The 25,540-nt window shown below is 45.6% G+C and carries 19 protein-coding genes and 1 pseudogene; 16 read left to right on the top strand and 4 right to left on the bottom strand.

The window, feature by feature from the left end; all coding sequences use genetic code 11:
• Positions 1–16: 16 nt before the first annotated feature.
• The 4 genes and pseudogenes from BQ9856_RS04235 (at position 17) to BQ9856_RS04215 (ending at position 4,874) form a co-directional block, all read left to right on the top strand.
• The gene (locus BQ9856_RS04235; RefSeq protein ID WP_077609854.1) at positions 17–937 is read left to right on the top strand and encodes a sugar phosphate isomerase/epimerase family protein; all 921 of its coding nucleotides are present in this window, start codon (positions 17–19) and stop codon (positions 935–937) included.
• 154 nt (positions 938–1,091) lie between these two features.
• Positions 1,092–3,158, top strand: a pseudogene (locus tag BQ9856_RS04225) (thioredoxin domain-containing protein).
• Positions 3,159–3,602: 444 nt separating this feature from the next.
• The gene (locus BQ9856_RS04220) at positions 3,603–4,121 is read left to right on the top strand and encodes a peptidylprolyl isomerase (protein ID WP_077609851.1); all 519 of its coding nucleotides are present in this window, start codon (positions 3,603–3,605) and stop codon (positions 4,119–4,121) included.
• 3 nt (positions 4,122–4,124) lie between these two features.
• Complete coding sequence (locus BQ9856_RS04215; protein WP_077609850.1) at positions 4,125–4,874, top strand: GNAT family N-acetyltransferase; 750 nt, start codon at positions 4,125–4,127, stop codon at positions 4,872–4,874.
• Here the strand turns inward: BQ9856_RS04215 and BQ9856_RS04210 are convergent.
• The gene (locus tag BQ9856_RS04210; RefSeq protein ID WP_235839112.1) at positions 4,810–5,514 is read right to left on the bottom strand and encodes a hypothetical protein; all 705 of its coding nucleotides are present in this window, start codon (positions 5,512–5,514) and stop codon (positions 4,810–4,812) included. The two genes, BQ9856_RS04215 and BQ9856_RS04210, sit on opposite strands and share 65 nt — an antisense overlap.
• A 168-nt stretch (positions 5,515–5,682) precedes the next feature.
• Here BQ9856_RS04210 and BQ9856_RS04205 point away from each other — a divergent pair, with 168 nt between their 5' ends.
• Together BQ9856_RS04205 and BQ9856_RS04200 are read left to right on the top strand one after the other, a co-directional pair.
• Positions 5,683–6,462 carry a YesL family protein gene (locus tag BQ9856_RS04205; RefSeq protein ID WP_077609848.1) on the top strand — a complete coding sequence of 260 codons (780 nt, stop codon included), beginning with the start codon at positions 5,683–5,685 and terminating at the stop codon, positions 6,460–6,462.
• 205 nt (positions 6,463–6,667) lie between these two features.
• Positions 6,668–7,255 carry a GTP pyrophosphokinase gene (locus BQ9856_RS04200; RefSeq protein ID WP_077609847.1) on the top strand — a complete coding sequence of 196 codons (588 nt, stop codon included), beginning with the start codon at positions 6,668–6,670 and terminating at the stop codon, positions 7,253–7,255.
• Between the two features lie 72 nt (positions 7,256–7,327).
• Here BQ9856_RS04200 and BQ9856_RS04195 read toward each other — a convergent pair whose 3' ends face one another.
• Both BQ9856_RS04195 and BQ9856_RS04190 read right to left on the bottom strand, forming a co-directional pair.
• Positions 7,328–8,539 (bottom strand): ammonium transporter, encoded by a 1,212-nt coding sequence (locus tag BQ9856_RS04195; protein ID WP_077609846.1) that lies wholly within the window; start codon positions 8,537–8,539, stop codon positions 7,328–7,330.
• A gap of 148 nt (positions 8,540–8,687) precedes the next feature.
• Positions 8,688–9,026: a P-II family nitrogen regulator gene (locus tag BQ9856_RS04190; protein ID WP_077609845.1), complete on the bottom strand. Its 339-nt coding sequence runs from the start codon at positions 9,024–9,026 to the stop codon at positions 8,688–8,690.
• Positions 9,027–9,306: 280 nt separating this feature from the next.
• On the opposite strand from BQ9856_RS04190, the gene ispE reads away from it, so the two are divergent.
• The 10 genes from ispE (at position 9,307) to BQ9856_RS04140 (ending at position 24,850) form a co-directional block, all read left to right on the top strand.
• The gene (gene ispE / locus BQ9856_RS04185; protein ID WP_077609844.1) at positions 9,307–10,209 is read left to right on the top strand and encodes a 4-(cytidine 5'-diphospho)-2-C-methyl-D-erythritol kinase; all 903 of its coding nucleotides are present in this window, start codon (positions 9,307–9,309) and stop codon (positions 10,207–10,209) included.
• Positions 10,202–10,879, top strand: coding sequence for a GntR family transcriptional regulator (locus BQ9856_RS04180; protein WP_077609843.1), 678 nt, complete (start codon positions 10,202–10,204; stop codon positions 10,877–10,879). Before ispE ends, BQ9856_RS04180 begins: the two co-directional genes overlap by 8 nt.
• 13 nt (positions 10,880–10,892) lie before the next feature.
• Complete coding sequence (locus BQ9856_RS04175; RefSeq protein ID WP_077609842.1) at positions 10,893–11,084, top strand: hypothetical protein; 192 nt, start codon at positions 10,893–10,895, stop codon at positions 11,082–11,084.
• A 136-nt stretch (positions 11,085–11,220) separates the two neighbouring features.
• Complete coding sequence (locus BQ9856_RS04170) at positions 11,221–11,832, top strand: TetR family transcriptional regulator (protein WP_077609841.1); 612 nt, start codon at positions 11,221–11,223, stop codon at positions 11,830–11,832.
• Positions 11,833–11,867: 35 nt separating this feature from the next.
• Positions 11,868–13,010 carry an efflux RND transporter periplasmic adaptor subunit gene (locus BQ9856_RS04165; protein ID WP_077609840.1) on the top strand — a complete coding sequence of 381 codons (1,143 nt, stop codon included), beginning with the start codon at positions 11,868–11,870 and terminating at the stop codon, positions 13,008–13,010.
• A 12-nt stretch (positions 13,011–13,022) separates the two neighbouring features.
• The gene (locus tag BQ9856_RS04160; protein WP_077609839.1) at positions 13,023–16,064 is read left to right on the top strand and encodes an efflux RND transporter permease subunit; all 3,042 of its coding nucleotides are present in this window, start codon (positions 13,023–13,025) and stop codon (positions 16,062–16,064) included.
• Between the two features lie 262 nt (positions 16,065–16,326).
• Entirely contained in the window at positions 16,327–18,990 is a 2,664-nt protein-coding gene (locus BQ9856_RS04155; RefSeq protein ID WP_235839111.1) for an efflux RND transporter permease subunit, read from the top strand.
• Between the two features lie 138 nt (positions 18,991–19,128).
• Positions 19,129–22,353 carry an efflux RND transporter permease subunit gene (locus BQ9856_RS04150; RefSeq protein WP_077609838.1) on the top strand — a complete coding sequence of 1,075 codons (3,225 nt, stop codon included), beginning with the start codon at positions 19,129–19,131 and terminating at the stop codon, positions 22,351–22,353.
• 138 nt (positions 22,354–22,491) lie between these two features.
• On the top strand, positions 22,492–23,640 hold the full coding sequence (locus tag BQ9856_RS04145) for a TolC family protein (RefSeq protein ID WP_077609837.1): 1,149 nt from the start codon (positions 22,492–22,494) through the stop codon (positions 23,638–23,640).
• A gap of 4 nt (positions 23,641–23,644) precedes the next feature.
• Positions 23,645–24,850 (top strand): hypothetical protein, encoded by a 1,206-nt coding sequence (locus BQ9856_RS04140; RefSeq protein ID WP_077609836.1) that lies wholly within the window; start codon positions 23,645–23,647, stop codon positions 24,848–24,850.
• Here BQ9856_RS04140 and spoIIR read toward each other — a convergent pair.
• The gene (gene spoIIR, locus BQ9856_RS04135; protein ID WP_077609834.1) at positions 24,831–25,478 is read right to left on the bottom strand and encodes a stage II sporulation protein R; all 648 of its coding nucleotides are present in this window, start codon (positions 25,476–25,478) and stop codon (positions 24,831–24,833) included. The two genes, BQ9856_RS04140 and spoIIR, sit on opposite strands and share 20 nt — an antisense overlap.
• Positions 25,479–25,540 lie beyond the last annotated feature (62 nt).

Genomic DNA, 25,540 nt, shown 5'->3' with positions numbered 1-25,540 from the left:
CAGGAGGTGGTTGGTTTTGAAAATAGCATTTGACGTAGACGTGCTTGCAAAGCAAATGGATATCAATCGTATGGTACATCAGGTGGCTGACTGGGGATATAAATACATAGAACAGTCTCCTCATCCCAGGATTAATCCGTTTTATAAGCATCCCTTATTTTCGGAAGAATGTGAGCGGGAATACCGTCAGGCGCTGCGGGAAACAGGGGTGGAGATTTCTTCCTTTATCGTTGTATACCGCTGGTCCGGACCGACGGAAGAGCAGCGGAAGATGGCCGTGGAAAACTGGAAGAGAATGATACGGATCGCTGTTGATATGGGAGTCCGGGTCATTAATACAGAATTATCGGGAGATCCGAACCAGGAGGAAATCTGCAACGGTATGTGGTTTCGCTCTATGGAAGAATTGCTTCCAATCATAGAGCGGGAAGGGCTGCGTGTGGAGATTCAGTCCCATCCCTATGATTTCTGCGAGCTGAATGATGAGACCTGCGATCTCGTAAAATCTTTCCGCTCAAAGAACCTTGGTTATGTGTACTCTGCTCCCCACGGATTCTTCTATGACAAGGGAAAAGGAGATGTATCCTCCATGCTTCGCTATGCGGGAGATGAATTACCCCATGTCCTGTTTGCGGATACATTTAACCAGACCATGGACTGCAGGTATATTGTTAATCCGCCGTGGCTTAACAAAAGAGGAGCAGCGGATGTAACGGTGCATCAGCATCTGGCCATGGGAGAAGGAGAGGTGGATTTTGACGGTATTTTTAAAACTCTTCGTGAAATGAATTTTGCCAGGAAGCAGCTGGGTCAAAATGCTCCGAAAGCGGGAGGAGACAATATCGCCTGCGTTTCCATGTTTGGTTTTCCGGAGAAGATGGAAAAACAGGCACCGGAGGCCAGAGAACGAATTGAACGCGAGCTATTAGGAAAATAACGTGATTGAAAAACAGGGCTTAGAATCAGTCAGGGGCTGACTTCTAAGCCTTGCTGTGCTTTGTACGGCTTACCTTTTATTTAACCGGAATCATAGAATCAGAGCTTTCCGGACATAATAGTAAAATGATTAAAAATAAAGGAGGTGATGCCATATGTCAAACGTTGATAGAATACCCAATCGATTAATAAATGAAAAATCTCCTTATTTGCTTCAGCATGCATACAATCCGGTGGAATGGTTCCCCTGGGGGGAGGAAGCTTTTGCCAAAGCTGCGGCTGAAGACAAGCCGGTTTTTTTATCGATTGGGTATAGCTAACTGCGGTTGCATACGTGTACTTGTCACTGGTGTCATGTCATGTCTCATGAGTCCTTTGATGATGAAGAGGTAGCTGAATTTCTGAATAAGAATTATGTGGCAATAAAAGTGGACCGGGAAGAGAGACCGGACATTGATTCGGTATATATGTCTGTCTGCCAGGCCCTGACCGGTTCAGGAGGCTGGCCACTTACGATTATTATGACGCCGGAACAAAAACCTTTTTATGCCGCAACCTATCTGCCCAAGTTTTCCAGGTGGGGATCTTCGGGGCTCATGGATGTACTGGTTTCCATTCGGAAGCTCTGGGATCATGAAAAGCATAAGCTGCTGGAAGCAGGAGATGAAATAACCAGGTATTTAAATGGAGAAGAACAGTCCGAATCAAATGAAAGCGGTGAACCTGCAAAAGAATTGCTGTACTCAGCCGCAGATTTGCTGAAGAGATCTTTTGACGGGACGTGGGGCGGCTTCGGCAGAGCACCAAAATTCCCGATGGCTCATAACCTGATCTTTCTCATCAGACATCATGTTTTTGAAAAGGATGACACGGTCCTTTCCATGGCAGAAAAAACCCTGAAGCAAATGTACCGGGGCGGCATATACGATCACATCGGAGGAGGATTTTCACGCTATTCCACCGATGATAAATGGCTGGTTCCCCATTTTGAAAAAATGCTTTACGACAATGCGCTCCTGCTTTATGCTTATGTGGAAGCTTATCAGATAACAGGGGACAGGCTTTATGCCAGGGTGTCCCGGGGAATCCTCCGCTATGTTCTTTCCGTACTGACTGATGAAATGGGGGGATTTTACTGCGGTCAGGATGCGGACAGTGAAGGTGTGGAAGGAAAATTTTATACCTTTGATAAAAAAGAAGTTGTAAATGTTCTTGGGAAAGAAGATGCAGACGTATTCTGTAAATGGTTCGGTATAACGGAAAAAGGTAATTTTGAGGGAAAAAATATTCCGAACCTGATCGGAAATGAAGCCTTTGAAATCAGCAATGAAAAAATAGACGATCTTTGCCAAATGCTATATGGCTACCGTTTAAAAAGAACCATCCTTCACACGGATGATAAGATACTGACCTCCTGGAATGGACTTATGATTGCCGCAATTGCAAAAGCGTATCAGATACTGGGCGACGGTCAGTACCTGGAAGCTGCGAAAAAAGCACAGGCCTTCCTGGAAAACAAACTGACGGCCGAAAGCGGAAGGCTTTATATCCGGTACCGGGATGGTCAGGCGATTCACGATGGACAGCTTGATGATTATGCGTTTTATGCTTTTGGCCTGCTGGAATTGTATGAAGCGTCCTTTGATGTTAAGTATCTGGAAGAATTCGTGAAAATCTCTGAGAAAATGCTTGAGCTTTTTTTTGATGAACCTCATGGAGGGTTTTATATGTATGCCCATGACCGGGATAAGCTTATAAGCCGCCCCAAGGAACTTTATGACGGTGCGCTTCCATCTGGGAATTCCGTGGCGGCATATGTGCTGAGCAGGATCTATCATCTGACCGGGGAAATAAAGTGGCAGAATTTCCTTGAGAAACAGATCGCTTATCTGTCAAAAGAAATGCGCCGAAGCCCTGCAAACTATTGTTTTTCATTGCTTGCGCTTCAAAGCGTTCTGTACCCTTCCACTGAAATCATATGTGTTTCCGCTGAGGAATCTATCTTAAATGAACTGAAGGATCTGCAGAAAAGAATCATGCCTGATTTCAACGTAGTATTAAAAACTCCATTGAACGAAAACGAATTGACAAAAGCAGCTCCATACACAAAGGATTATCCCATAAATACTGCCGGAAGTAAATATTATGTCTGCCGCAACGGTTCCTGTTTGCAGCCTGTAGACGGCATCGAAGCTTTAAAAAACTTATTGGAAACTTTATAGCATGAATGTTAAGTTAAAATCTGGTTATGATATAAGTAAATTCCATGATCTTTCCCTTTTAACTTAATAATAAAGGAAGGACGTATTGCCTCACTGATGATGCAGATCAGTTAAGCAATACGTCCTGTAAAGTTATCAAAAAAGGGAGGAGAGCTGATAATAAATTATCAGCTCGAGTATTATGAAAAAAATCTTATAAGCAATTTGTATTTACATTCTAAGTATATCCATGAAACATGAAGAAACCGTGTTATTTATGTAAAAGGTTTTTGAATAAAATTTAAACAAAATATGAACAGCTGGACAAAAACATGAGTATTTGATAAAATACATTTATATGCGAAATCTGACGCAGAAGTGCCTTACAGGTATACCTTTACGCCCGATAAAGCGGGGCGGGCCCTGCCCAAAAAGCATGGGCGGTAAGGAGGAAAGGGAGAAAAAATGAAGAATCCGGTTGTAACGATTACAATGGAAAACGGCGATGTGATGAAAGCTGAGCTGTATCCGAAAATTGCACCAAACACAGTAAATAATTTTATCAGTCTTGTAAAAAAAGGTTTTTATGACGGATTGATTTTCCACAGGGTCATCAATGGTTTTATGATTCAGGGCGGCTGCCCGGAGGGAAGCGGAATGGGCGGCCCGGGCTATTCCATTAAGGGAGAGTTCAGCCAGAATGGATTTTCCAACGCTTTTAAGCATGAGGAAGGCGTGTTGTCCATGGCAAGAGCCATGAGCCCGGATTCAGCCGGCTCCCAGTTTTTCATCATGCACAAGGCTTCACCGCATCTGGATGGTTCCTATGCTGCATTCGGTAAGATCACGGAAGGCATGGATATTGTGAATAAGATTGCTGATGTGAAAACGGATTACAATGACCGCCCCATGAAAGAGCAGAAGATCCGTTCCATGACTGTGGAAACCTTTGACGAAGAGTATCCCGAGCCGGAAACTTGCTAAGCGATGACCTGGGAACGGGAGATTATAATAGAAGGAAACGTTTTCCGGGTTACCATATCCGATGATTGCGAGGCCCTGCGTTCTGCGTATGCGGAAGGCAGGGCCGTTATTGGTTTGTGGGATCCTGAGAGAACGGACCAGTGCCTTACGCCGGCCGGCTATGTGGCGGAGTCACTGGAAGACATAGACGATGAATTCCTGGAACGGGTCGTAAGGAGAAAAGAGGGATTGCCGTGGCAGATCGCGAAAACGCAGCGTTTGACAATCCGGGAGTTTACTCCCGGCGATTGTTCCTTTATTCCGGATGAGCCCGGGGGCGGAGAGGCTGACCGGTTGTTTTTAAAAGAAGAATCCTTAAAAGACTACATTCGCTGCCAGTACGGTTTCTATGAATATGGAATCTGGGCAGTTGTGGATAACCATACCGGAAGGCTGGTGGGAAAGGCCGGCATCTGCAACCTGGAATTATCCTTGCAGCAGGAGTTTTTAAAAGCTATAAAAAATAATGATACCCCGGTGGAACTGGGATATCATATCTTTTCCCCATACAGGCGGCAGGGATATGGAAAAGAAGCCTGCCAGGCCATACTTCGATATGCAGCTTCCGCTGTTTCTGAACGGATTTATGCCAGGATTGACCAGAGAAACCGTCCTTCGGTAAAACTGGCGGAGAGTCTGGGGTTCCGGCTTATAGACCAAACACATAGCGGATCAGTTCCACGCATGTGTCTGTATGAGTGGAATTGCTCATAATGGCCAGAACCGGTTCATCCATAATGAGTCCGGTCTTTTCACAGAAATCCGTTTCCCCGATGAGGATGCCGCAGGCCGTCCTTTCTCCGGTTTCCTGATTGGTCACCATATAGAGGTGATCCTTTACCTTATCATAAACATTGCCGGGGAGGACCTCCTTTAAATCGGTAAAGCCGCCCATGGCACCGTAGTGGTCGATGGTATCCTGCTTTCCGATCATAACGTCCAGTTCCTTGCTGGATATCATGGCGGTGATTTTGGCCAGCTCCGCATAAGTGAATTCGCTCATGGACGATTCATCAAAGGTCAGGGACATGGAGTAGTCCACATCAATTTCCTTATCAGCTTCAAGTCCGATATACTGGCGGAAGCCCTGTTCAAAATAATCGTTTACAGAGTCGGCTTCACCGGCAGGGCGGCTGTTTAAAATGATGCAGGACATGGCCGTTTCAAACCGGTTGTTATAGATGGCGGAGCCGATGGAGGAGATGAGGACTATGGCTACCACCACACTGATGATCGGAATTTTATAATATTCCCAGATGTACCACAGCTTATTTTTAAAACTCATGTCCTTTAACTTGCTTCGTTCCTCTTGCAAGATATCCTTAAAGTTTTTGTCTTCGTAGGGGGTCATCATTCGCGCCTCTTTCTTTTTTAATTACAGGTACTTTTTGATTATAACACATAGCGGCTGATTTTCCTAAAAATAATTCTAAAATTTTGATGAAATAAAGAAGAACGTTTGCTTTTTACAGGCAAATCCGCTATAATATTTTTGATGCTATTATGAGAAGGGGAATGACTTATGTTATCTGGTTTTTTTAATTATGATAATCCGGTATGGCGGTTTATCGGTAAATTCGGAGATTTGATCATCTTAAATATCCTGTGGCTGGTGTGCAGCATCCCGGTTTTTACCATAGGCGCGTCTACGACAGCGGTTTATTATGTGACGCTGAAGCTTGCCAGAGATGACGATGGATACACCATCCGTTCTTTTTTTAAATCCTTTAAAGAAAACTTCAAGCAGTCCACCATAATCTGGCTGATCCTGTTGGCGGCAGGTATTGTTCTCGGGGTCGATATGTATTTTTTCACCAGGCTGTTTACAGGGGGACAAACCTTTCGGACTGTGATGCTTACCGTATTCCTTGCGATGATAATTGTTTATGCAGCTGTTTTTACTTATATTTTCCCGCTTCAGGCCAGGTTTTTCAATACCGTAAAGCGTACCTTTTTCAATGCATTTTTCATGTCCATACGCCATTTGTTCCGCACCATCGGAATGATCGTGATCGACGGGGTTCTGGTGGCGGCCGGATTCGTATTTGTGATTCCGCCGATGCTGATGATATTTATGCTGTTTGGCTTTCCCCTGCTGGCGTTTATAAATTCCTATATTCTGACTCCGGTGTTTCAGATTTATATGCCGAAGGAAGAGCAGAAAGAGGAAGAGTTAAGGCCGCTGTTTGCGGATGAGGAAGAGGATGTAAGCAGTATTCTTTTGGCAAAGGGAGACGAGCATTCAAAAGAGGGACCTAAAGAAGAGACAGAAGCCGAAGAGATACAAAACGAGCAGGAATAAGCTCTGTATACGGCCGGGCAGGGAACGTTTCAATAATCCTTGTCCGGCTGTTTTTTATTTTACAGGAAAATTCTCCGAACTCCACTGTAAAATAAAAAGCATGGACTTTCCGGTCTCCCCTGTATTTCATATTTTAGACACTATATGGACACAAAAGAAAGGTATACTTAAGATTCGGGATGAGGATACGTCTGGGAGGTGGAATATGACCGAAGAAGAGTATTTCTGTTTTATCCAGCCCTATGAGGATGCGCTCAAAAATATCAGAGTCAGAGTGGATGTGCTGAATAATGATTATAGAAGAAAAAATCAGAATTATCCGATTCATCATATTCAGCACAGGATCAAACAAAAGGAAAGCATCGAGAATAAGCTGGAAAAGAACGGATATGAGATCAGCACGGATTCCGCTGGAAATTATTTAACTGATATTGCGGGGATCCGGGTCATCTGCTATTTTGTAAGGGATATATATGCCATCGTCTGCCTGCTGAAGAAGCAGACCGATATCGTAGTAATAAAGGAAAGCGACTATATTGCCGATCCAAAGCCTAATGGATACCGAAGCTATCACATTGTCTTTGGCGTTCCGGTTTATCATACGGATGGTATGGAATATTATCCGGTAGAAATACAGCTTCGCACCATGGCCATGGATTTATGGGCCAGCATGGAACACCGCATTTGTTACAAAGGAGAACAGAAGAAGCGGGCAGTAAAGGAATTTAAGGAATATGCTCAAGCTTTAAAGCAGATGGAAGAAGAGATGGAAGGATTTCTTTCAGATATTTAATAAAATGATAGCCCCGGCGGTGTTCTGCCGGGGGTTCTCGGAAGTTTGTATATAAATATGAGGGAAAGCGGATTATTTATCGATTCGGAATCCCGAATAAGCGGTCATACCGTGTTCATGCAGGTCGAGACCGTCTAACTGTTCCTGATCGGATACTCTTAAACCTATTGTTTTCTTAAGTAAGGTAAATATGATAAATGCCATCACAGCCGTATAGGCGAGAACAGAAACAATCCCCGTTAACTGTGTCAATAAATTGCATCCTTCTCCAAAGATGCCGGTCATAAGAGTACCTAGAAGACCGCAGCAGCCGTGTACGCCAACCGCGCCGACCGGGTCATCGACTTTTACGGCTTTATCGATGAATTCAATGGCAAGAACTACTACAAAACCTGCAATCACGCCGATGATGATCGCTTCGTAAGGGGTCACCACATCACAGCCTGCCGTGATCGCCACCAGACCGGCCAGGGAACCGTTTAATGTCATGGATACATCGGGCTTTCCGTAACGCGCCCAGGTAAACAGCAGGGTTGTAAGTGTGGAAGCTGCAGCGGCAAGGTTGGTAGTCATGGCAATATTACCTATGGTGGTGGTGGCAGCTGTTGTGGAACCGCAGTTGAAACCAAACCAGCAGAACCAGAGGATAAATACTCCCAGAACACCCAGGGGAATATTGTGACCGGGAATTGCATTTGCAGTTCCGTTTTCATTGTATTTGCCAATACGGGGACCAACAATTTTCGCACCTACAAAGGCGCAGATGCCGCCGACCATATGAACTGCGGTAGAGCCTGCAAAATCATGGAATCCCATGTCCGCTAACCAGCCGCCGCCCCAGATCCAATGTCCGGTTATGGGATAAATAATTACGCTGATGGCTGCTGAGTAAATCAGATAAGAGGAGAACTTCGTACGTTCTGCCATGGCACCTGAGACGATGGTAGCTGAGGTCGCGCAGAATACGGTGTGGAAAATCATGAATACGGCGATTGGAAGGCCGTTAAATAATCCATCCCCGTCAGCCAGAGAATAAGGATTGAAAAATCCGGAACCGCCGAAGAGGCCTGCGATATTGCTGCCAAACATGAGCGGGAAACCCAGGATGAAGAAGAAGAGGGACCCGAGAACAAAGTCCATCATGTTCTTCATGCATATGTTTCCTGCATTTTTTGCTCTTGTAAAACCTGTTTCTACCAGGGCAAAGCCGGCCTGCATGAAATAGACCAGAATTGCGGCCAGCATGGTCCATATAATATTCAATAATAAGGTTGTATTTTCCATAATCATAACTCCTCTTAATATTTTTTAATGGAATCTTTACAGAATCATAAATACAAAACAGGGATAACTGCTTTCAGAAAAGCAATTATCCCCGTTGATAATTTATTTAAGTTCTGTATGAAAATTGAATGTCTGTTTCCTTTTTGAATTACAGAGCTTCCCTGCCGTGTTCACCGGTTCGGATCCGCACTGCATCCTGCACATCGTAAACGAAAATCTTACCGTCGCCGTAATTACCGGAATTAATTTCCTCTACTACCGCATCAATGATTGGATCAGCCAGCTCCTTTGGTACAACGGTTTCAACTTTAACTTTAGGGAGCAGGTTCACATTATACTTGGTACCGCGGTACATCTGAGTGTAGCCCTTCTGATTGCCATATCCCATGACATTGCTGATCATTAGCCCGTTGACCTTGCAGCCTTCCAGGACAGCCTTTAAGTTTTCAAGCTTTTCCGGCTTGATGATAATTTCCAGTTTTTTCATACAGCACATCCTCCTCAATTTTGTTTACAGAAAACGAGGGCAATTCCAGTTTCGGAACGCCCTCGTTCAGTATATCAACATTATACATGACTGACGTTTTTTGTCAAATAGATTTTCGAAAAAATATTAACAAAATTTTTATGAAAAATTAACAAGAGCAAAAAATACATATCAGAATAAAACGCTTGTACTTTTTTTTATTTCGTTATATACTAAATACTGTATACAAAAAAATTTAAAAATACAATCCGAAAAACCAAAAAGTGAGGAATGTTTGCTTATGATAAGACACCTGGGATTAAAAGCGTATGGAAAGATTAATCTGGGGCTTGATGTTTTAAGAAGACGGGAAGACGGATACCATGAAGTGAGAATGATCATGCAGACCGTCGGCCTTTATGATAAGATCGACATTTACTTAAAAGAGACGCCGGGAATCGAAGTGGTGACCAATCTTTTTTATTTGCCGGTTAATGAAAATAATCTGGTTTATAAGGCAGCCAGGCTGCTCATGGATGAGTTTCATGTCACGCATGGAATCCGCATTCATCTTAAGAAATTCATTCCGGTTTCTGCGGGAATGGCCGGCGGCAGCAGCGATGCGGCGGCCGTTCTGTTTGGGGTCAATAAGATGTTCCAGCTTGGCCTTACAAGAGAAGAGCTGATGGAGCGGGGGGTTAAGATCGGGGCGGATGTTCCTTATTGTGTAATGAGAGGAACCGCACTGTCCGAAGGAATCGGAGAAATTCTGACTCCGCTTCCGGATATGCCTCAGTGCCAGGTGCTGATAGCAAAGCCTGGAGTAAGCGTATCCACAAAGTTCGTATACGAGCATCTGGATGCGGTAGGGTTAAGGGCGGAAGACCATCCGGACATTGACGGGATGATCGAAGCCATTCGGAACCATAACATATATCAGGTGTCGGAACGCCTGGGAAATGTGCTTGAGACGGTCACGATTCCGGAATATCCGGTGATCGCACAGATTAAGGACAAAATAAGGGAGCTGGGAGCGGTGAACGCCTTAATGAGCGGAAGCGGCCCTACGGTGTTTGGTATTTTTACCAGTCCCAAAGCCGCAGAAAACGCTTATGAAGAGCTGCGGTACGGTGAGAGCAAGGTCCTTGTAAAACAAGTTTATCTGACTAATTTTTATAATACCAAGGAGGTTACCAATGGGTAGTGATTTAAAAGTTAACATGAATGAATATCTGCCGCTTCGGGATGTGGTTTTCAACACTTTGCGACAGGCCATTTTAAAGGGAGAACTGGCGCCGGGGGAGCGGCTTATGGAGATCCAGCTTGCAGAACGCCTTGGAGTCAGCCGTACCCCGATCCGGGAAGCCATCCGGAAACTTGAACTGGAAGGGCTTGTTTTAATGATACCGAGAAAGGGTGCTGAGGTAGCAAAAATCTCTGAAAAAAGCTTAAGGGATGTTCTGGAGGTACGTAGGTCCTTAGAGGAGCTGGCCATTGAACTGGCCTGCCAGCGCATGACACCGGAGGCTGTGGCTGAACTTGAAATAAAGCAGGAGGAATTCCGGAATGCTGTATTAAACGGCAATGCAATGGAAATCGCTGAAACCGATGAAGCCTATCACGATGTGATCTTTAAAGGAACCTGCAACGACAGGCTGGTTCAGATGATCAATAACTTAAGGGAACAGATGTACCGTTACCGTCTGGAATACATTAAGGATGAGGACAAACGTCAGGTCCTTATTATAGAGCATGATAATATCTTAAAGGCAGTACGGCTGCGGAGGGTTGAAGAAGCCAAGGAAGCCATGAGAGAACATATTGATAACCAGGAGATCACGGTTTCAAAGAATATCAAAGAACAGGATTATTAAGGAGGGGAAGCCTATGGCGTTTAAGGAGAAGTATCTGGCCGGTGAAATAGAATTCGAAGCCATTGATGATTATATTGAAGAATGGAATCATAGCAGCACACCGGAAACCCTGGCCAAGTTCCTGGGCCTTGATGAAGAGGAAGAGGATGTGTGGATTGAGGACAGCGATGAAGCCCTTAAGGAAATTCTTGACAGTAAAAAATAAACGAAAATGGAAAAATTATTAAATAAGTATAACATTTCTTGACAAGGTGACAACGTGTCATTATAATAAGTGGCATGTTGTCACCTTTGTGTGTTTCAGCTTGATTCACAGGGGGAAGGAAAAGAGAGGTGGGAAAATGCCAACGGAGCGATTTTATAATCTTCCGGCGGGAAAAAAGAAAACAATTCGCGAAGCTGCAATGGAAGAATTTATCCGTGTACCGCTTGAAAAAGCATCGATTAATAAGATAATCAAAACTGCAGGAATATCAAGAGGAAGCTTTTATACTTATTTTGAGGATAAGTATGATGTTCTGGGATATATTTTTGAGGATGCTGCGGAACACTTTTTGAATGGCTGGGTTGGCAGTGCTCAAAGACACAATGGAGATTTGTGGAGAACTGCCGAAGCATTTATGGATTACAGCATATCCAATACAGAAGAGAATGTGCTAAAGCTGGTTAAGAACATTGTTGACAGTGATAAAATGTTTGCTATAACCCATTGCCTGTGCAAGGATAGCGGTACCGGCCAATATGCCATGCAGGAGGTAATGTTCAACTCCATTGACAAATCTGACTTTAAGGATCAAAGCATCGAAACCTTTGGAAAACTGATATCAATGATTTTTTTTGAACTGGCCCATTGCATGGGGTGGTATTATCATCATCCAGAGGACATGGAAAAAATTAAGAAAATTTTCCATGAAAAATTAGAAATTCTGCAATATGGAATTTGTAAACAATAATTAGAATCAAAATGTGGCCAAATAAGGAGTGCATCATGACGAAGAAAAAGACATTCATAATTGCAGGTGCAGTTGTAGTTGCAGCTGTCCTGGCAGGACTGATCCTTCCAAAGGTATTGGGAGGAAATAAGGAAGAGCTTGTGGCTGAAGTTCCTCCTACCGTAACAGCAGAGAAGCCTCAGATCCGTTCCATTGAGTTGAGCAATGAATTAATCGGGACCATAGAGCCGGACAGCATTGTTTATGTGACGCCTCTTGGCTCAGGAGAAGTTACCAATATCGGCGTTAAGACCGGCGATGTGGTTACGGCAGGCCAGCTTCTTTGTGTCATTGATACGAAACAGGTGGAGAGTTCCAGGATCACTGCTGAGACTACCAGGATCGCCTACGAAGACGCCAAGAAGAATCTGGACCGCTATAGCGTTCTTTATGCGGCAGGCGATGTGGCAGAGGCAGATTATCAGTCTCTTGTTGATAAGACGGAAACGGCAAGGCTTCAGTACGAGAATGCCAAGATTGCATATAACCTCCAGTTGGAAAGCAGCCAGGTGACGTCACCGATTGCCGGCCGGGTGGAAAGCTTAAGCATTAGCGTACACGATATGGTTTCCCCTCAGACTACCTTATGTGTAATATCCGGAGAAGGAGGAAAAGCGGTAACCTTTTATGTTTCAGAACGCATCGTTGGCGGACTGAAGGCAGGAGACAGCATAAGAGTGGAAAAGAATGGAACCGACCATACGGCGACCATAACAGAAGTAAGTACCATGGTCGATGACTCGAGCGGTTTATTCAAAGTAAAAGCTTCCATACCGAGCGGAGATACCCTGGCTACCGGAACATCGGTAAAGCTTTATGTTATCTCCCAGAAAGCGGAGAACGTTCTGACTGTTCCTGTGGACAGTGTTTATTATGAGGGCGGAAATCCGTTCATTTATACATATTTAGACGGAACCCTTAAAAAGAATGCAGTAACCGTAGGACTGTCAGACAATGATTATATGGAAGTTAAAGACGGAATTACGGCTGATGATCAGGTAGTCACCACATGGACCAGTGAATTATATGACGGCTCCAAGGTTACCCTTGCAACTGAAGCCGGGGAAGAGACTCAGGCAGCAGATGGTACGACAGAAACAGAAGGAACCGAGGCGGAAACTTCTGAGTCTGTACAGTAAGGGGGCGGTAGAATGGGAATTACAAAAGGCGTTTTAAAGCGGCCCGTGACCACCGTCTTAGTAGTTTTGTGTCTGATCGTATTTGGTTTGTCCTCTGTTTTGTCCTCCAAGATGGAGCTGACCCCGGAAATGAATTTCCCGATGCTCTTAATCAACAGTGTATATGCCGGTGCTAACCCGGAGGACGTAAATGATCTTGTTACCAAGCCGGTAGAAGAGGCCGTGGGTACTCTTTCCGGCATTAAGAATGTTCAGTCCAGTTCTCAGGAGAATGTTTCCATCGTTATGCTGGAATATGAATACGGTACGGATATGGATAAGGCGTATTCTGATTTGAAGAAGAAGATGGATAACATTGATTTGCCTGATGATGTGGAGACACCCAGCATTATGGAATTCAACATGAATGACATGCCTGCGGTGACCCTGTCAGTGAATGATCCATCCCAGGAGAATCTTTATAACTATGTGAATGATAAGATTGTGCCGGAATTTGAGAAAATTTCTTCGGTTGCCAGTGTAGATGTCAGCGGCGGCCGGGAAGGTTATATCAGCGTCCGGCTGATACCGGAAAAGATGAACCAGTACCATCTGACCATGAATTCCATCAGCCAGGCCATCAAGGCGGCTGACTTTACCTATCCGGCAGGAAATACCGGAGTGGGAAAGCGGGATTTATCCGTCAGTACAGGTGTGGAAGTGAAGACGGTTGAAAGCTTAAAAAAGGTTCCGGTGGTGGCAGGCGACGGAAAGACCATCTACATGGAGGATATTGCCGATATTTCGGAAACCTCAAAAGAGCAGGAAGCAATTGGACGGTACAATGGGGAAGATACCATTACATTATCCATTAATAAACAGCAGAAGGACAGTGCGGTCGATGTATCAAAGTCTGTAACCCGGACGATCAATACATTAAAGCAGGAACATCCGAATCTGGATATTGTTGTTATTGATGATACCAGTGATCAGATCACATCAGCGCTTAGCAGCGTTAAGGACACCATGATTATGGCAGTTGTCATTTCCATGATCATCATTTTCCTGTTCTTCGGAGATATCAAGGCGTCTCTGATCGTCGGAAGCTCTATTCCGGTATCCATTCTGGTATCCCTGATTTTAATGTCCGCCATGGGCTTTTCCATGAACGTTATCACCATGAGCAGTATCGTTCTTGGTGTAGGTATGATGGTGGATAACTCCATTGTTGTACTGGAAAGCTGCTTCCGTTCACAAAAAGGGACCGGGTTCCGGGAATATATGAATGCGGCGCTGGAAGGTACGGGAGTCGTATTACAATCCATTCTTGGCGGTACCATTACGACCTGTGTTGTATTTATCCCTCTGGCTCTTTTGGAAGGTATGACCGGTCAGCTGTTTAAGCCTTTGGGCTATACCATTGTGTTCTGTATGCTGGCCTCCCTGCTTTCCGCCATGACCATTGTTCCTCTTTGTTACAGCCGGTTCCGTCCGATTGAAAAACAGAATTCTCCTATGGGCGGTATCGTTAGAGCCATGCAGAACGGCTACCGTAAACTGGTCGATAAGCTGCTCCGCAGACGTGCGATGGTTATGATCGTTTCGGTCCTGCTGTTGGTTGCCTCCTTTTTCCTGGCCACAAAACTTGGCTTTGAACTGATGCCGGCAGTTGATCAGGGAACGATAACCGTCAGTGCGGAGATGAAACCGGGTCTTAAGGTAGAGGAAGCGGATAAGATCCTGCAGAAGCTGGAGGGCATCGTCACCAGTGAAGGGGATTTAAAATCTTATATGGTCAGCTATGGCGGCAGCGGCTTAAGCTTTAGCGGCGGTACGAAGGGAACTTTGACCGCCTATCTGAAGGATGACAGAAAGCTTACTACCAATCAGATTGTAAATAAGTGGAAAAAGGAAATGAACCAGCTTCCGGACTGTAATATTACCGTGGAGTCTTCTTCCAGCATGAGCATGATGAGCAGCAGCAATGATTTTGAAGTAATCCTTCAAAGCGCTCAGCTTGATGAACTGAAAAGTATTTCCGATCAGATGGTGGCAGAGCTGACGGAACGTCCGGAATTGATCAAGGTACATTCTGATCTTGAGAATGCGGCACCAATAATCAAGGTTCGGGTAGATCCCATAAAAGCAGCAGCAGAAGGAGTTGTTCCATCCAACGTAGGCGGACTGTTAAACAGTATGCTGAGCGGTACGAAAGCGACCACCATGGAAGTGGCAGGAGAGGATGTTGACGTACAGGTAGAATATCCGGAAGATACTTATGATACGCTTGATAAGGTAGAAGGAATCATGATTCCCAACAGCTCAGGCGGTTCCGTAGCTCTTACGGATATCGCTGACATCGGTTATGAAGACAGCCCATCTGCAATCAGCAGAAAGAACAAACAATATTTAGTTACCATTACAGGTTCCTTTACCGATGAGGTCAAGACGAACAAAGACAAAGCGGCAGCAATAAAGGAAATTGATCAGAAAGTCGTTAACAAGTATTTGGACACTACTGTTACAAGAGCCAAAAACAGTGAAGATGAATCCATGCAGGAGGAATTTGGCAATCTGTTAAGGGCGATCGCCATAGCCGTTTTTCTGATATTCGTAGTTATGGCCGCCCAGTTTGAATCACCTAAATTCTCAATGATGGTTATGACCACCATCCCGTTCAGTCTGATTGGTTCCTTTGGATTCCTGGCGGCTGCGGGTGTCGCCATCAGTATGCCGTCGCTCTTGGGATTCCTGATGCTCATCGGTACGGTAGTAAACTCGGGTATCCTATATGTGGATACGGTAAATCAATACCGCTCTTCCATGGATAAACGTACCGCCCTTATTGAAGCAGGTGCGACCAGACTTCGTCCCATTCTTATGACCACCCTTACTACGGTAGTCTCCATGATCCCTATGGCCATGGCGGTGGGAGACAGTGGTGAAACCATGCAGGGCCTTGCGTTGGTCAATGTTGGCGGTCTGACTGCTTCCACGATCCTCTCTCTGCTGATGCTGCCGGTATATTATTCTCTTATGAGCGGCAAGGTGGATAAGAGTGAAATGCCGGATTAAAAGTATGACAGGGGACCATGTCTTTTGGGATATCCGGTTCCCTGCTGGAAGAAAGTGGTTTTTAAGTTTCAAAAAAGATATGGTAAGATAAGAGTGCATATATTACAGCATAAAAATCCCAATTAAGGAGGATTCAGGATGAGAAAATGGAAACAGATCAGCGCATGCTGTCTTGCGGCAGTGCTCACTGTTTCCGGACCGGCGGCCACAGCCTGGGCCGGCAGTCCGGAATTTGCCAGGACCCCNGGAGACACCCAGCATTATGGAATTCAACATGAATGACATGCCTGCGGTGACCCTGTCAGTGAATGATCCATCCCAGGAGAATCTTTATAACTATGTGAATGATAAGATTGTGCCGGAATTTGAGAAAATTTCTTCGGTTGCCAGTGTAGATGTCAGCGGCGGCCGGGAAGGTTATATCAGCGTCCGGCTGATACCGGAAAAGATGAACCAGTACCATCTGACCATGAATTCCATCAGCCAGGCCATCAAGGCGGCTGACTTTACCTATCCGGCAGGAAATACCGGAGTGGGAAAGCGGGATTTATCCGTCAGTACAGGTGTGGAAGTGAAGACGGTTGAAAGCTTAAAAAAGGTTCCGGTGGTGGCAGGCGACGGAAAGACCATCTACATGGAGGATATTGCCGATATTTCGGAAACCTCAAAAGAGCAGGAAGCAATTGGACGGTACAATGGGGAAGATACCATTACATTATCCATTAATAAACAGCAGAAGGACAGTGCGGTCGATGTATCAAAGTCTGTAACCCGGACGATCAATACATTAAAGCAGGAACATCCGAATCTGGATATTGTTGTTATTGATGATACCAGTGATCAGATCACATCAGCGCTTAGCAGCGTTAAGGACACCATGATTATGGCAGTTGTCATTTCCATGATCATCATTTTCCTGTTCTTCGGAGATATCAAGGCGTCTCTGATCGTCGGAAGCTCTATTCCGGTATCCATTCTGGTATCCCTGATTTTAATGTCCGCCATGGGCTTTTCCATGAACGTTATCACCATGAGCAGTATCGTTCTTGGTGTAGGTATGATGGTGGATAACTCCATTGTTGTACTGGAAAGCTGCTTCCGTTCACAAAAAGGGACCGGGTTCCGGGAATATATGAATGCGGCGCTGGAAGGTACGGGAGTCGTATTACAATCCATTCTTGGCGGTACCATTACGACCTGTGTTGTATTTATCCCTCTGGCTCTTTTGGAAGGTATGACCGGTCAGCTGTTTAAGCCTTTGGGCTATACCATTGTGTTCTGTATGCTGGCCTCCCTGCTTTCCGCCATGACCATTGTTCCTCTTTGTTACAGCCGGTTCCGTCCGATTGAAAAACAGAATTCTCCTATGGGCGGTATCGTTAGAGCCATGCAGAACGGCTACCGTAAACTGGTCGATAAGCTGCTCCGCAGACGTGCGATGGTTATGATCGTTTCGGTCCTGCTGTTGGTTGCCTCCTTTTTCCTGGCCACAAAACTTGGCTTTGAACTGATGCCGGCAGTTGATCAGGGAACGATAACCGTCAGTGCGGAGATGAAACCGGGTCTTAAGGTAGAGGAAGCGGATAAGATCCTGCAGAAGCTGGAGGGCATCGTCACCAGTGAAGGGGATTTAAAATCTTATATGGTCAGCTATGGCGGCAGCGGCTTAAGCTTTAGCGGCGGTACGAAGGGAACTTTGACCGCCTATCTGAAGGATGACAGAAAGCTTACTACCAATCAGATTGTAAATAAGTGGAAAAAGGAAATGAACCAGCTTCCGGACTGTAATATTACCGTGGAGTCTTCTTCCAGCATGAGCATGATGAGCAGCAGCAATGATTTTGAAGTAATCCTTCAAAGCGCTCAGCTTGATGAACTGAAAAGTATTTCCGATCAGATGGTGGCAGAGCTGACGGAACGTCCGGAATTGATCAAGGTACATTCTGATCTTGAGAATGCGGCACCAATAATCAAGGTTCGGGTAGATCCCATAAAAGCAGCAGCAGAAGGAGTTGTTCCATCCAACGTAGGCGGACTGTTAAACAGTATGCTGAGCGGTACGAAAGCGACCACCATGGAAGTGGCAGGAGAGGATGTTGACGTACAGGTAGAATATCCGGAAGATACTTATGATACGCTTGATAAGGTAGAAGGAATCATGATTCCCAACAGCTCAGGCGGTTCCGTAGCTCTTACGGATATCGCTGACATCGGTTATGAAGACAGCCCATCTGCAATCAGCAGAAAGAACAAACAATATTTAGTTACCATTACAGGTTCCTTTACCGATGAGGTCAAGACGAACAAAGACAAAGCGGCAGCAATAAAGGAAATTGATCAGAAAGTCGTTAACAAGTATTTGGACACTACTGTTACAAGAGCCAAAAACAGTGAAGATGAATCCATGCAGGAGGAATTTGGCAATCTGTTAAGGGCGATCGCCATAGCCGTTTTTCTGATATTCGTAGTTATGGCCGCCCAGTTTGAATCACCTAAATTCTCAATGATGGTTATGACCACCATCCCGTTCAGTCTGATTGGTTCCTTTGGATTCCTGGCGGCTGCGGGTGTCGCCATCAGTATGCCGTCGCTCTTGGGATTCCTGATGCTCATCGGTACGGTAGTAAACTCGGGTATCCTATATGTGGATACGGTAAATCAATACCGCTCTTCCATGGATAAACGTACCGCCCTTATTGAAGCAGGTGCGACCAGACTTCGTCCCATTCTTATGACCACCCTTACTACGGTAGTCTCCATGATCCCTATGGCCATGGCGGTGGGAGACAGTGGTGAAACCATGCAGGGCCTTGCGTTGGTCAATGTTGGCGGTCTGACTGCTTCCACGATCCTCTCTCTGCTGATGCTGCCGGTATATTATTCTCTTATGAGCGGCAAGGTGGATAAGAGTGAAATGCCGGATTAAAAGTATGACAGGGGACCATGTCTTTTGGGATATCCGGTTCCCTGCTGGAAGAAAGTGGTTTTTAAGTTTCAAAAAAGATATGGTAAGATAAGAGTGCATATATTACAGCATAAAAATCCCAATTAAGGAGGATTCAGGATGAGAAAATGGAAACAGATCAGCGCATGCTGTCTTGCGGCAGTGCTCACTGTTTCCGGACCGGCGGCCACAGCCTGGGCCGGCAGTCCGGAATTTGCCAGGACCCCGGAGGAATGGGCGAAGCTTAAAGATAATGTGATGGAGTATGATGAACTGTCAGGTCTGATTCATGAATACAATGTGACGGTCCAGAAAAACCAGCTTGATATCAATGACAAGAAAAAGGATGACCGGATCACCAGCGACGATTATGCCCAAAAGTACCGGGATGCGGCCAGCGATTACCGGAGTTCTATAAGCGGAGATGATCCGGCTTCAGACGCCCAGAATGCGGTCAATGCCGCAACGGCTGATGAGCAGGCAGACAAAAACGTAGAGGATCTTACTGTATACCAGCTCACTTATGATCAGGAAGAAGCAAATCTGGTGGCAACAGCCCAGTCTTCCATGATTTCCTATTTTCAGCAGACATATGAGCTGGAAAGCGCAGAGGACAGTTTAGTGCTTCAGCAGGCGGTATACCAGTCCACACTGGCAAAGCAGAGCGCAGGTATGGCAACCCAGACCGACGTGCTGACAGCCCAGGAGAGCATACAAAATACCCAGACCTCCATTGAAAAACTTCGTGGATCAATCGAAGAGACAAGGCAGAAGCTCTGTATTATGCTGGGCTGGAAGTATAACGATGCTCCCGAAATAAAGGATATTCCGGCCGTGGATATGGAACGCATTGCGTCCATGAACCCGGAAACGGATAAGGAAACCGCCCTTCAGAATAATTACACCTTGAAAATCAATAAACGGAAATTGGAAAATGCAATGGCGGACATCACCAAGAATACATTGAAACGAACGATTTCCAGTAACGAACAGAACATAAACACGGAACTTGTTAAGAGCTATCAGGCAGTTCTGCAGGCCAAGGCATCCTATGAACAGGCGGCTGCGGAATACGATCTGGAAAGCAAAAACATGGATACGGCCGAGCGGAAACATCAGGTCGGCATGATGAGCCAGCTGGATTACCAAAAGNAGAAGGACAGTGCGGTCGATGTATCAAAGTCTGTAACCCGGACGATCAATACATTAAAGCAGGAACATCCGAATCTGGATATTGTTGTTATTGATGATACCAGTGATCAGATCACATCAGCGCTTAGCAGCGTTAAGGACACCATGATTATGGCAGTTGTCATTTCCATGATCATCATTTTCCTGTTCTTCGGAGATATCAAGGCGTCTCTGATCGTCGGAAGCTCTATTCCGGTATCCATTCTGGTATCCCTGATTTTAATGTCCGCCATGGGCTTTTCCATGAACGTTATCACCATGAGCAGTATCGTTCTTGGTGTAGGTATGATGGTGGATAACTCCATTGTTGTACTGGAAAGCTGCTTCCGTTCACAAAAAGGGACCGGGTTCCGGGAATATATGAATGCGGCGCTGGAAGGTACGGGAGTCGTATTACAATCCATTCTTGGCGGTACCATTACGACCTGTGTTGTATTTATCCCTCTGGCTCTTTTGGAAGGTATGACCGGTCAGCTGTTTAAGCCTTTGGGCTATACCATTGTGTTCTGTATGCTGGCCTCCCTGCTTTCCGCCATGACCATTGTTCCTCTTTGTTACAGCCGGTTCCGTCCGATTGAAAAACAGAATTCTCCTATGGGCGGTATCGTTAGAGCCATGCAGAACGGCTACCGTAAACTGGTCGATAAGCTGCTCCGCAGACGTGCGATGGTTATGATCGTTTCGGTCCTGCTGTTGGTTGCCTCCTTTTTCCTGGCCACAAAACTTGGCTTTGAACTGATGCCGGCAGTTGATCAGGGAACGATAACCGTCAGTGCGGAGATGAAACCGGGTCTTAAGGTAGAGGAAGCGGATAAGATCCTGCAGAAGCTGGAGGGCATCGTCACCAGTGAAGGGGATTTAAAATCTTATATGGTCAGCTATGGCGGCAGCGGCTTAAGCTTTAGCGGCGGTACGAAGGGAACTTTGACCGCCTATCTGAAGGATGACAGAAAGCTTACTACCAATCAGATTGTAAATAAGTGGAAAAAGGAAATGAACCAGCTTCCGGACTGTAATATTACCGTGGAGTCTTCTTCCAGCATGAGCATGATGAGCAGCAGCAATGATTTTGAAGTAATCCTTCAAAGCGCTCAGCTTGATGAACTGAAAAGTATTTCCGATCAGATGGTGGCAGAGCTGACGGAACGTCCGGAATTGATCAAGGTACATTCTGATCTTGAGAATGCGGCACCAATAATCAAGGTTCGGGTAGATCCCATAAAAGCAGCAGCAGAAGGAGTTGTTCCATCCAACGTAGGCGGACTGTTAAACAGTATGCTGAGCGGTACGAAAGCGACCACCATGGAAGTGGCAGGAGAGGATGTTGACGTACAGGTAGAATATCCGGAAGATACTTATGATACGCTTGATAAGGTAGAAGGAATCATGATTCCCAACAGCTCAGGCGGTTCCGTAGCTCTTACGGATATCGCTGACATCGGTTATGAAGACAGCCCATCTGCAATCAGCAGAAAGAACAAACAATATTTAGTTACCATTACAGGTTCCTTTACCGATGAGGTCAAGACGAACAAAGACAAAGCGGCAGCAATAAAGGAAATTGATCAGAAAGTCGTTAACAAGTATTTGGACACTACTGTTACAAGAGCCAAAAACAGTGAAGATGAATCCATGCAGGAGGAATTTGGCAATCTGTTAAGGGCGATCGCCATAGCCGTTTTTCTGATATTCGTAGTTATGGCCGCCCAGTTTGAATCACCTAAATTCTCAATGATGGTTATGACCACCATCCCGTTCAGTCTGATTGGTTCCTTTGGATTCCTGGCGGCTGCGGGTGTCGCCATCAGTATGCCGTCGCTCTTGGGATTCCTGATGCTCATCGGTACGGTAGTAAACTCGGGTATCCTATATGTGGATACGGTAAATCAATACCGCTCTTCCATGGATAAACGTACCGCCCTTATTGAAGCAGGTGCGACCAGACTTCGTCCCATTCTTATGACCACCCTTACTACGGTAGTCTCCATGATCCCTATGGCCATGGCGGTGGGAGACAGTGGTGAAACCATGCAGGGCCTTGCGTTGGTCAATGTTGGCGGTCTGACTGCTTCCACGATCCTCTCTCTGCTGATGCTGCCGGTATATTATTCTCTTATGAGCGGCAAGGTGGATAAGAGTGAAATGCCGGATTAAAAGTATGACAGGGGACCATGTCTTTTGGGATATCCGGTTCCCTGCTGGAAGAAAGTGGTTTTTAAGTTTCAAAAAAGATATGGTAAGATAAGAGTGCATATATTACAGCATAAAAATCCCAATTAAGGAGGATTCAGGATGAGAAAATGGAAACAGATCAGCGCATGCTGTCTTGCGGCAGTGCTCACTGTTTCCGGACCGGCGGCCACAGCCTGGGCCGGCAGTCCGGAATTTGCCAGGACCCCGGAGGAATGGGCGAAGCTTAAAGATAATGTGATGGAGTATGATGAACTGTCAGGTCTGATTCATGAATACAATGTGACGGTCCAGAAAAACCAGCTTGATATCAATGACAAGAAAAAGGATGACCGGATCACCAGCGACGATTATGCCCAAAAGTACCGGGATGCGGCCAGCGATTACCGGAGTTCTATAAGCGGAGATGATCCGGCTTCAGACGCCCAGAATGCGGTCAATGCCGCAACGGCTGATGAGCAGGCAGACAAAAACGTAGAGGATCTTACTGTATACCAGCTCACTTATGATCAGGAAGAAGCAAATCTGGTGGCAACAGCCCAGTCTTCCATGATTTCCTATTTTCAGCAGACATATGAGCTGGAAAGCGCAGAGGACAGTTTAGTGCTTCAGCAGGCGGTATACCAGTCCACACTGGCAAAGCAGAGCGCAGGTATGGCAACCCAGACCGACGTGCTGACAGCCCAGGAGAGCATACAAAATACCCAGACCTCCATTGAAAAACTTCGTGGATCAATCGAAGAGACAAGGCAGAAGCTCTGTATTATGCTGGGCTGGAAGTATAACGATGCTCCCGAAATAAAGGATATTCCGGCCGTGGATATGGAACGCATTGCGTCCATGAACCCGGAAACGGATAAGGAAACCGCCCTTCAGAATAATTACACCTTGAAAATCAATAAACGGAAATTGGAAAATGCAATGGCGGACATCACCAAGAATACATTGAAACGAACGATTTCCAGTAACGAACAGAACATAAACACGGAACTTGTTAAGAGCTATCAGGCAGTTCTGCAGGCCAAGGCATCCTATGAACAGGCGGCTGCGGAATACGATCTGGAAAGCAAAAACATGGATACGGCCGAGCGGAAACATCAGGTCGGCATGATGAGCCAGCTGGATTACCAAAAGCAGAAAAATGCGTATAACACAAAGAGCATTGCCGTAAAGACGGCTGAGCTTACTTTGTTCCAGGCAGTTCAGACTTATGATAACGCAGTAAATGGGCTGGCTTCGGCGGGAGGCTGATGAGATGAGAAGAAGATGTTTTCAATCGTTCTGCCTGGCAGCTTTGCTCACTGCAGCTACGGTCATGCCATCTTACGGGGCAGTCGGTCCCGGTCAGGCAGAAGAACCCATTCCGGATGGGGTGACAGAGGAGCAATGGAGCAAACTGAACGATCAGGCCATTGAATTTGATGAGCTGCCGGATCTGGTCCGGTATTTTAATCCCAGTATGTTAAATACTGTAGATACTATCAATAATTCCATAGGCAATTTACAGTACATCCACGATGAGATGAGACTCTCTATATCTGACCTTAAAGATGATGCAGATGAATTAAAGGATTCAGGTGCCACAAACACCCCGGAAGGAATGGAGCAATACATGATCCTGGATGGGACGGTAAAGAAAATGAAAATCTCAGCAGAAGGCATGGGAAGGTCCTTAGAGTACATGAGCCGTCCCAATTCCTCGGTGAATTCCAATATCACCTATGCTGCGAAAAACTATACTTATTATGCCAATCAGGTAATGATCGGCTATAACAGCGCTGTGGCCAGCCAGGCCACGCTTCAGAAGGTAGCGGAGATCAGCTCTGCAGCTTTGGAAGCCCAGAAGTTAAGCCATCAGCTTGGAATGGCAACGGAAGCAGATTTGCTGTCCGCCAATAAGGAAGTACTGTCCGCCCAGTCCTCTCTTCTGAACATAAACAATACCATTGACAGTTTGCGGCGGTCCCTGTGTTTTATGACCGGGTATTCTACGGATGCAGCGCCAACGATCGGTGGGATTCCGGAACTGGATATGGGAGCTATATCTGCCATTGATTTAGAGGCTGACACGGCAAAAGCCATAGGAAATAACTATAACCTCATCTCCGAACGTCATGGGAAATCCAATCAGACTACGACCGGGATGAAGAACAAGGAAGACAGGGTTTCCGAGGGAGAGCAGAATGTTGCCGTAACCATGCAGTCCCTTTATCAGGCGGTGATACAGGCAAAATCTGCATATGATGCTTCCTGTACCTCTTACGAAAAAGCGGTGTTGGAAAAGGGAAAGGCGGACCGCTCCTTCCAGCTTGGCATGTTAAGCAAGATCAGTAACCTGCAGGCCCAGATGGCATTTTTACAGGCGGAAAGCGCAAAGCAGAGCGCCTATAACACCCTGTATCAGGCTTATGATACCTATCAGTGGGCGGTTGACGGAATTATTATGACTTCGGAACAGTAGGCTGTGGTTTTTTGGAAAACAAATCAACCAGTTTTAAACGGATATGGATTTTCGGACTTTCCCGGCTGATTTTTTTATAATCGGACTCATCGATGGATTCCCGGAGTATTTCTTTTGATGTATCGGGTACGACTGCATAAGATGAATCTACGAAGCAGAGCGGAGGATAAAGGACGCACCACCAGTTGCGTCCTTTTCCTTCGCCTATTTTTACCCGGACGGCTTCATAGTTTCCGCAGGGGAATACCATGTCGCCATAGGTTTTGGTAGGAAAGTAGTAGCTGGTCAGTTCCATATGTGCGGGATAATCATATCCCAGTTTTTTCATGTAGTGTTCAGCCTCTTCTTCCAGGCTGTTCTTGTGGGAGAGAACATAGCTTTTTGTTTCTTCCAGGGATGCACTTTCTCCCAGGTTTTCATATATTGAATTGAGGAGCAGGGTACGCACTTTTAATTTCAGCTTTTGATCTTCTGTGCTGTCGCTGTTCGCCAGCACGTGAAAACGCAGGATTTCCGGAGCGATGCGTGCGGCCAGGGCTTCATCCTTTTGCCTTCCTTCCGACAGAGTAAATAAAAATGCAAGCAATAAGCATGTAATACATAAGAATAAATCACGTTTTCGTTTCATAGGGGTTCCTCCTTTTTTCTGGAATCTATTTGTAATTGTAACCATATGTGCTATAATATAAA

The organism is Clostridium sp. Marseille-P2415 (assembly GCF_900155545.1).
In the GTDB taxonomy this organism is placed as follows: Bacteria; Bacillota; Clostridia; order Lachnospirales; family Lachnospiraceae; genus Lacrimispora.
This window is presented reverse-complemented; position numbering and strand designations above follow the sequence as displayed.

Bases quoted from the DNA above. Each gene is read 5' to 3' on its own strand.
- BQ9856_RS04165 (WP_077609840.1), top strand. From the start codon at position 11,868: ATGACGAAGAAAAAGACATTCATAATTGCAGGTGCAGTTGTAGTTGCA.
- BQ9856_RS04215 (WP_077609850.1), top strand. From the start codon at position 4,125: ATGACCTGGGAACGGGAGATTATAATAGAAGGAAACGTTTTCCGGGTT.
- BQ9856_RS04210 (WP_235839112.1), bottom strand. From the start codon at position 5,514: ATGATGACCCCCTACGAAGACAAAAACTTTAAGGATATCTTGCAAGAG.
- BQ9856_RS04160 (WP_077609839.1), top strand. From the start codon at position 13,023: ATGGGAATTACAAAAGGCGTTTTAAAGCGGCCCGTGACCACCGTCTTA.
- BQ9856_RS04140 (WP_077609836.1), top strand. From the start codon at position 23,645: ATGAGAAGAAGATGTTTTCAATCGTTCTGCCTGGCAGCTTTGCTCACT.
- BQ9856_RS04175 (WP_077609842.1), top strand. From the start codon at position 10,893: ATGGCGTTTAAGGAGAAGTATCTGGCCGGTGAAATAGAATTCGAAGCC.
- ispE (WP_077609844.1), top strand. From the start codon at position 9,307: ATGATAAGACACCTGGGATTAAAAGCGTATGGAAAGATTAATCTGGGG.
- BQ9856_RS04200 (WP_077609847.1), top strand. From the start codon at position 6,668: ATGACCGAAGAAGAGTATTTCTGTTTTATCCAGCCCTATGAGGATGCG.
- BQ9856_RS04145 (WP_077609837.1), top strand. From the start codon at position 22,492: ATGAGAAAATGGAAACAGATCAGCGCATGCTGTCTTGCGGCAGTGCTC.
- BQ9856_RS04205 (WP_077609848.1), top strand. From the start codon at position 5,683: ATGTTATCTGGTTTTTTTAATTATGATAATCCGGTATGGCGGTTTATC.
- BQ9856_RS04170 (WP_077609841.1), top strand. From the start codon at position 11,221: ATGCCAACGGAGCGATTTTATAATCTTCCGGCGGGAAAAAAGAAAACA.
- BQ9856_RS04180 (WP_077609843.1), top strand. From the start codon at position 10,202: ATGGGTAGTGATTTAAAAGTTAACATGAATGAATATCTGCCGCTTCGG.
- BQ9856_RS04195 (WP_077609846.1), bottom strand. From the start codon at position 8,539: ATGGAAAATACAACCTTATTATTGAATATTATATGGACCATGCTGGCC.
- BQ9856_RS04155 (WP_235839111.1), top strand. From the start codon at position 16,327: ATGGAATTCAACATGAATGACATGCCTGCGGTGACCCTGTCAGTGAAT.
- BQ9856_RS04220 (WP_077609851.1), top strand. From the start codon at position 3,603: ATGAAGAATCCGGTTGTAACGATTACAATGGAAAACGGCGATGTGATG.
- spoIIR (WP_077609834.1), bottom strand. From the start codon at position 25,478: ATGAAACGAAAACGTGATTTATTCTTATGTATTACATGCTTATTGCTT.
- BQ9856_RS04190 (WP_077609845.1), bottom strand. From the start codon at position 9,026: ATGAAAAAACTGGAAATTATCATCAAGCCGGAAAAGCTTGAAAACTTA.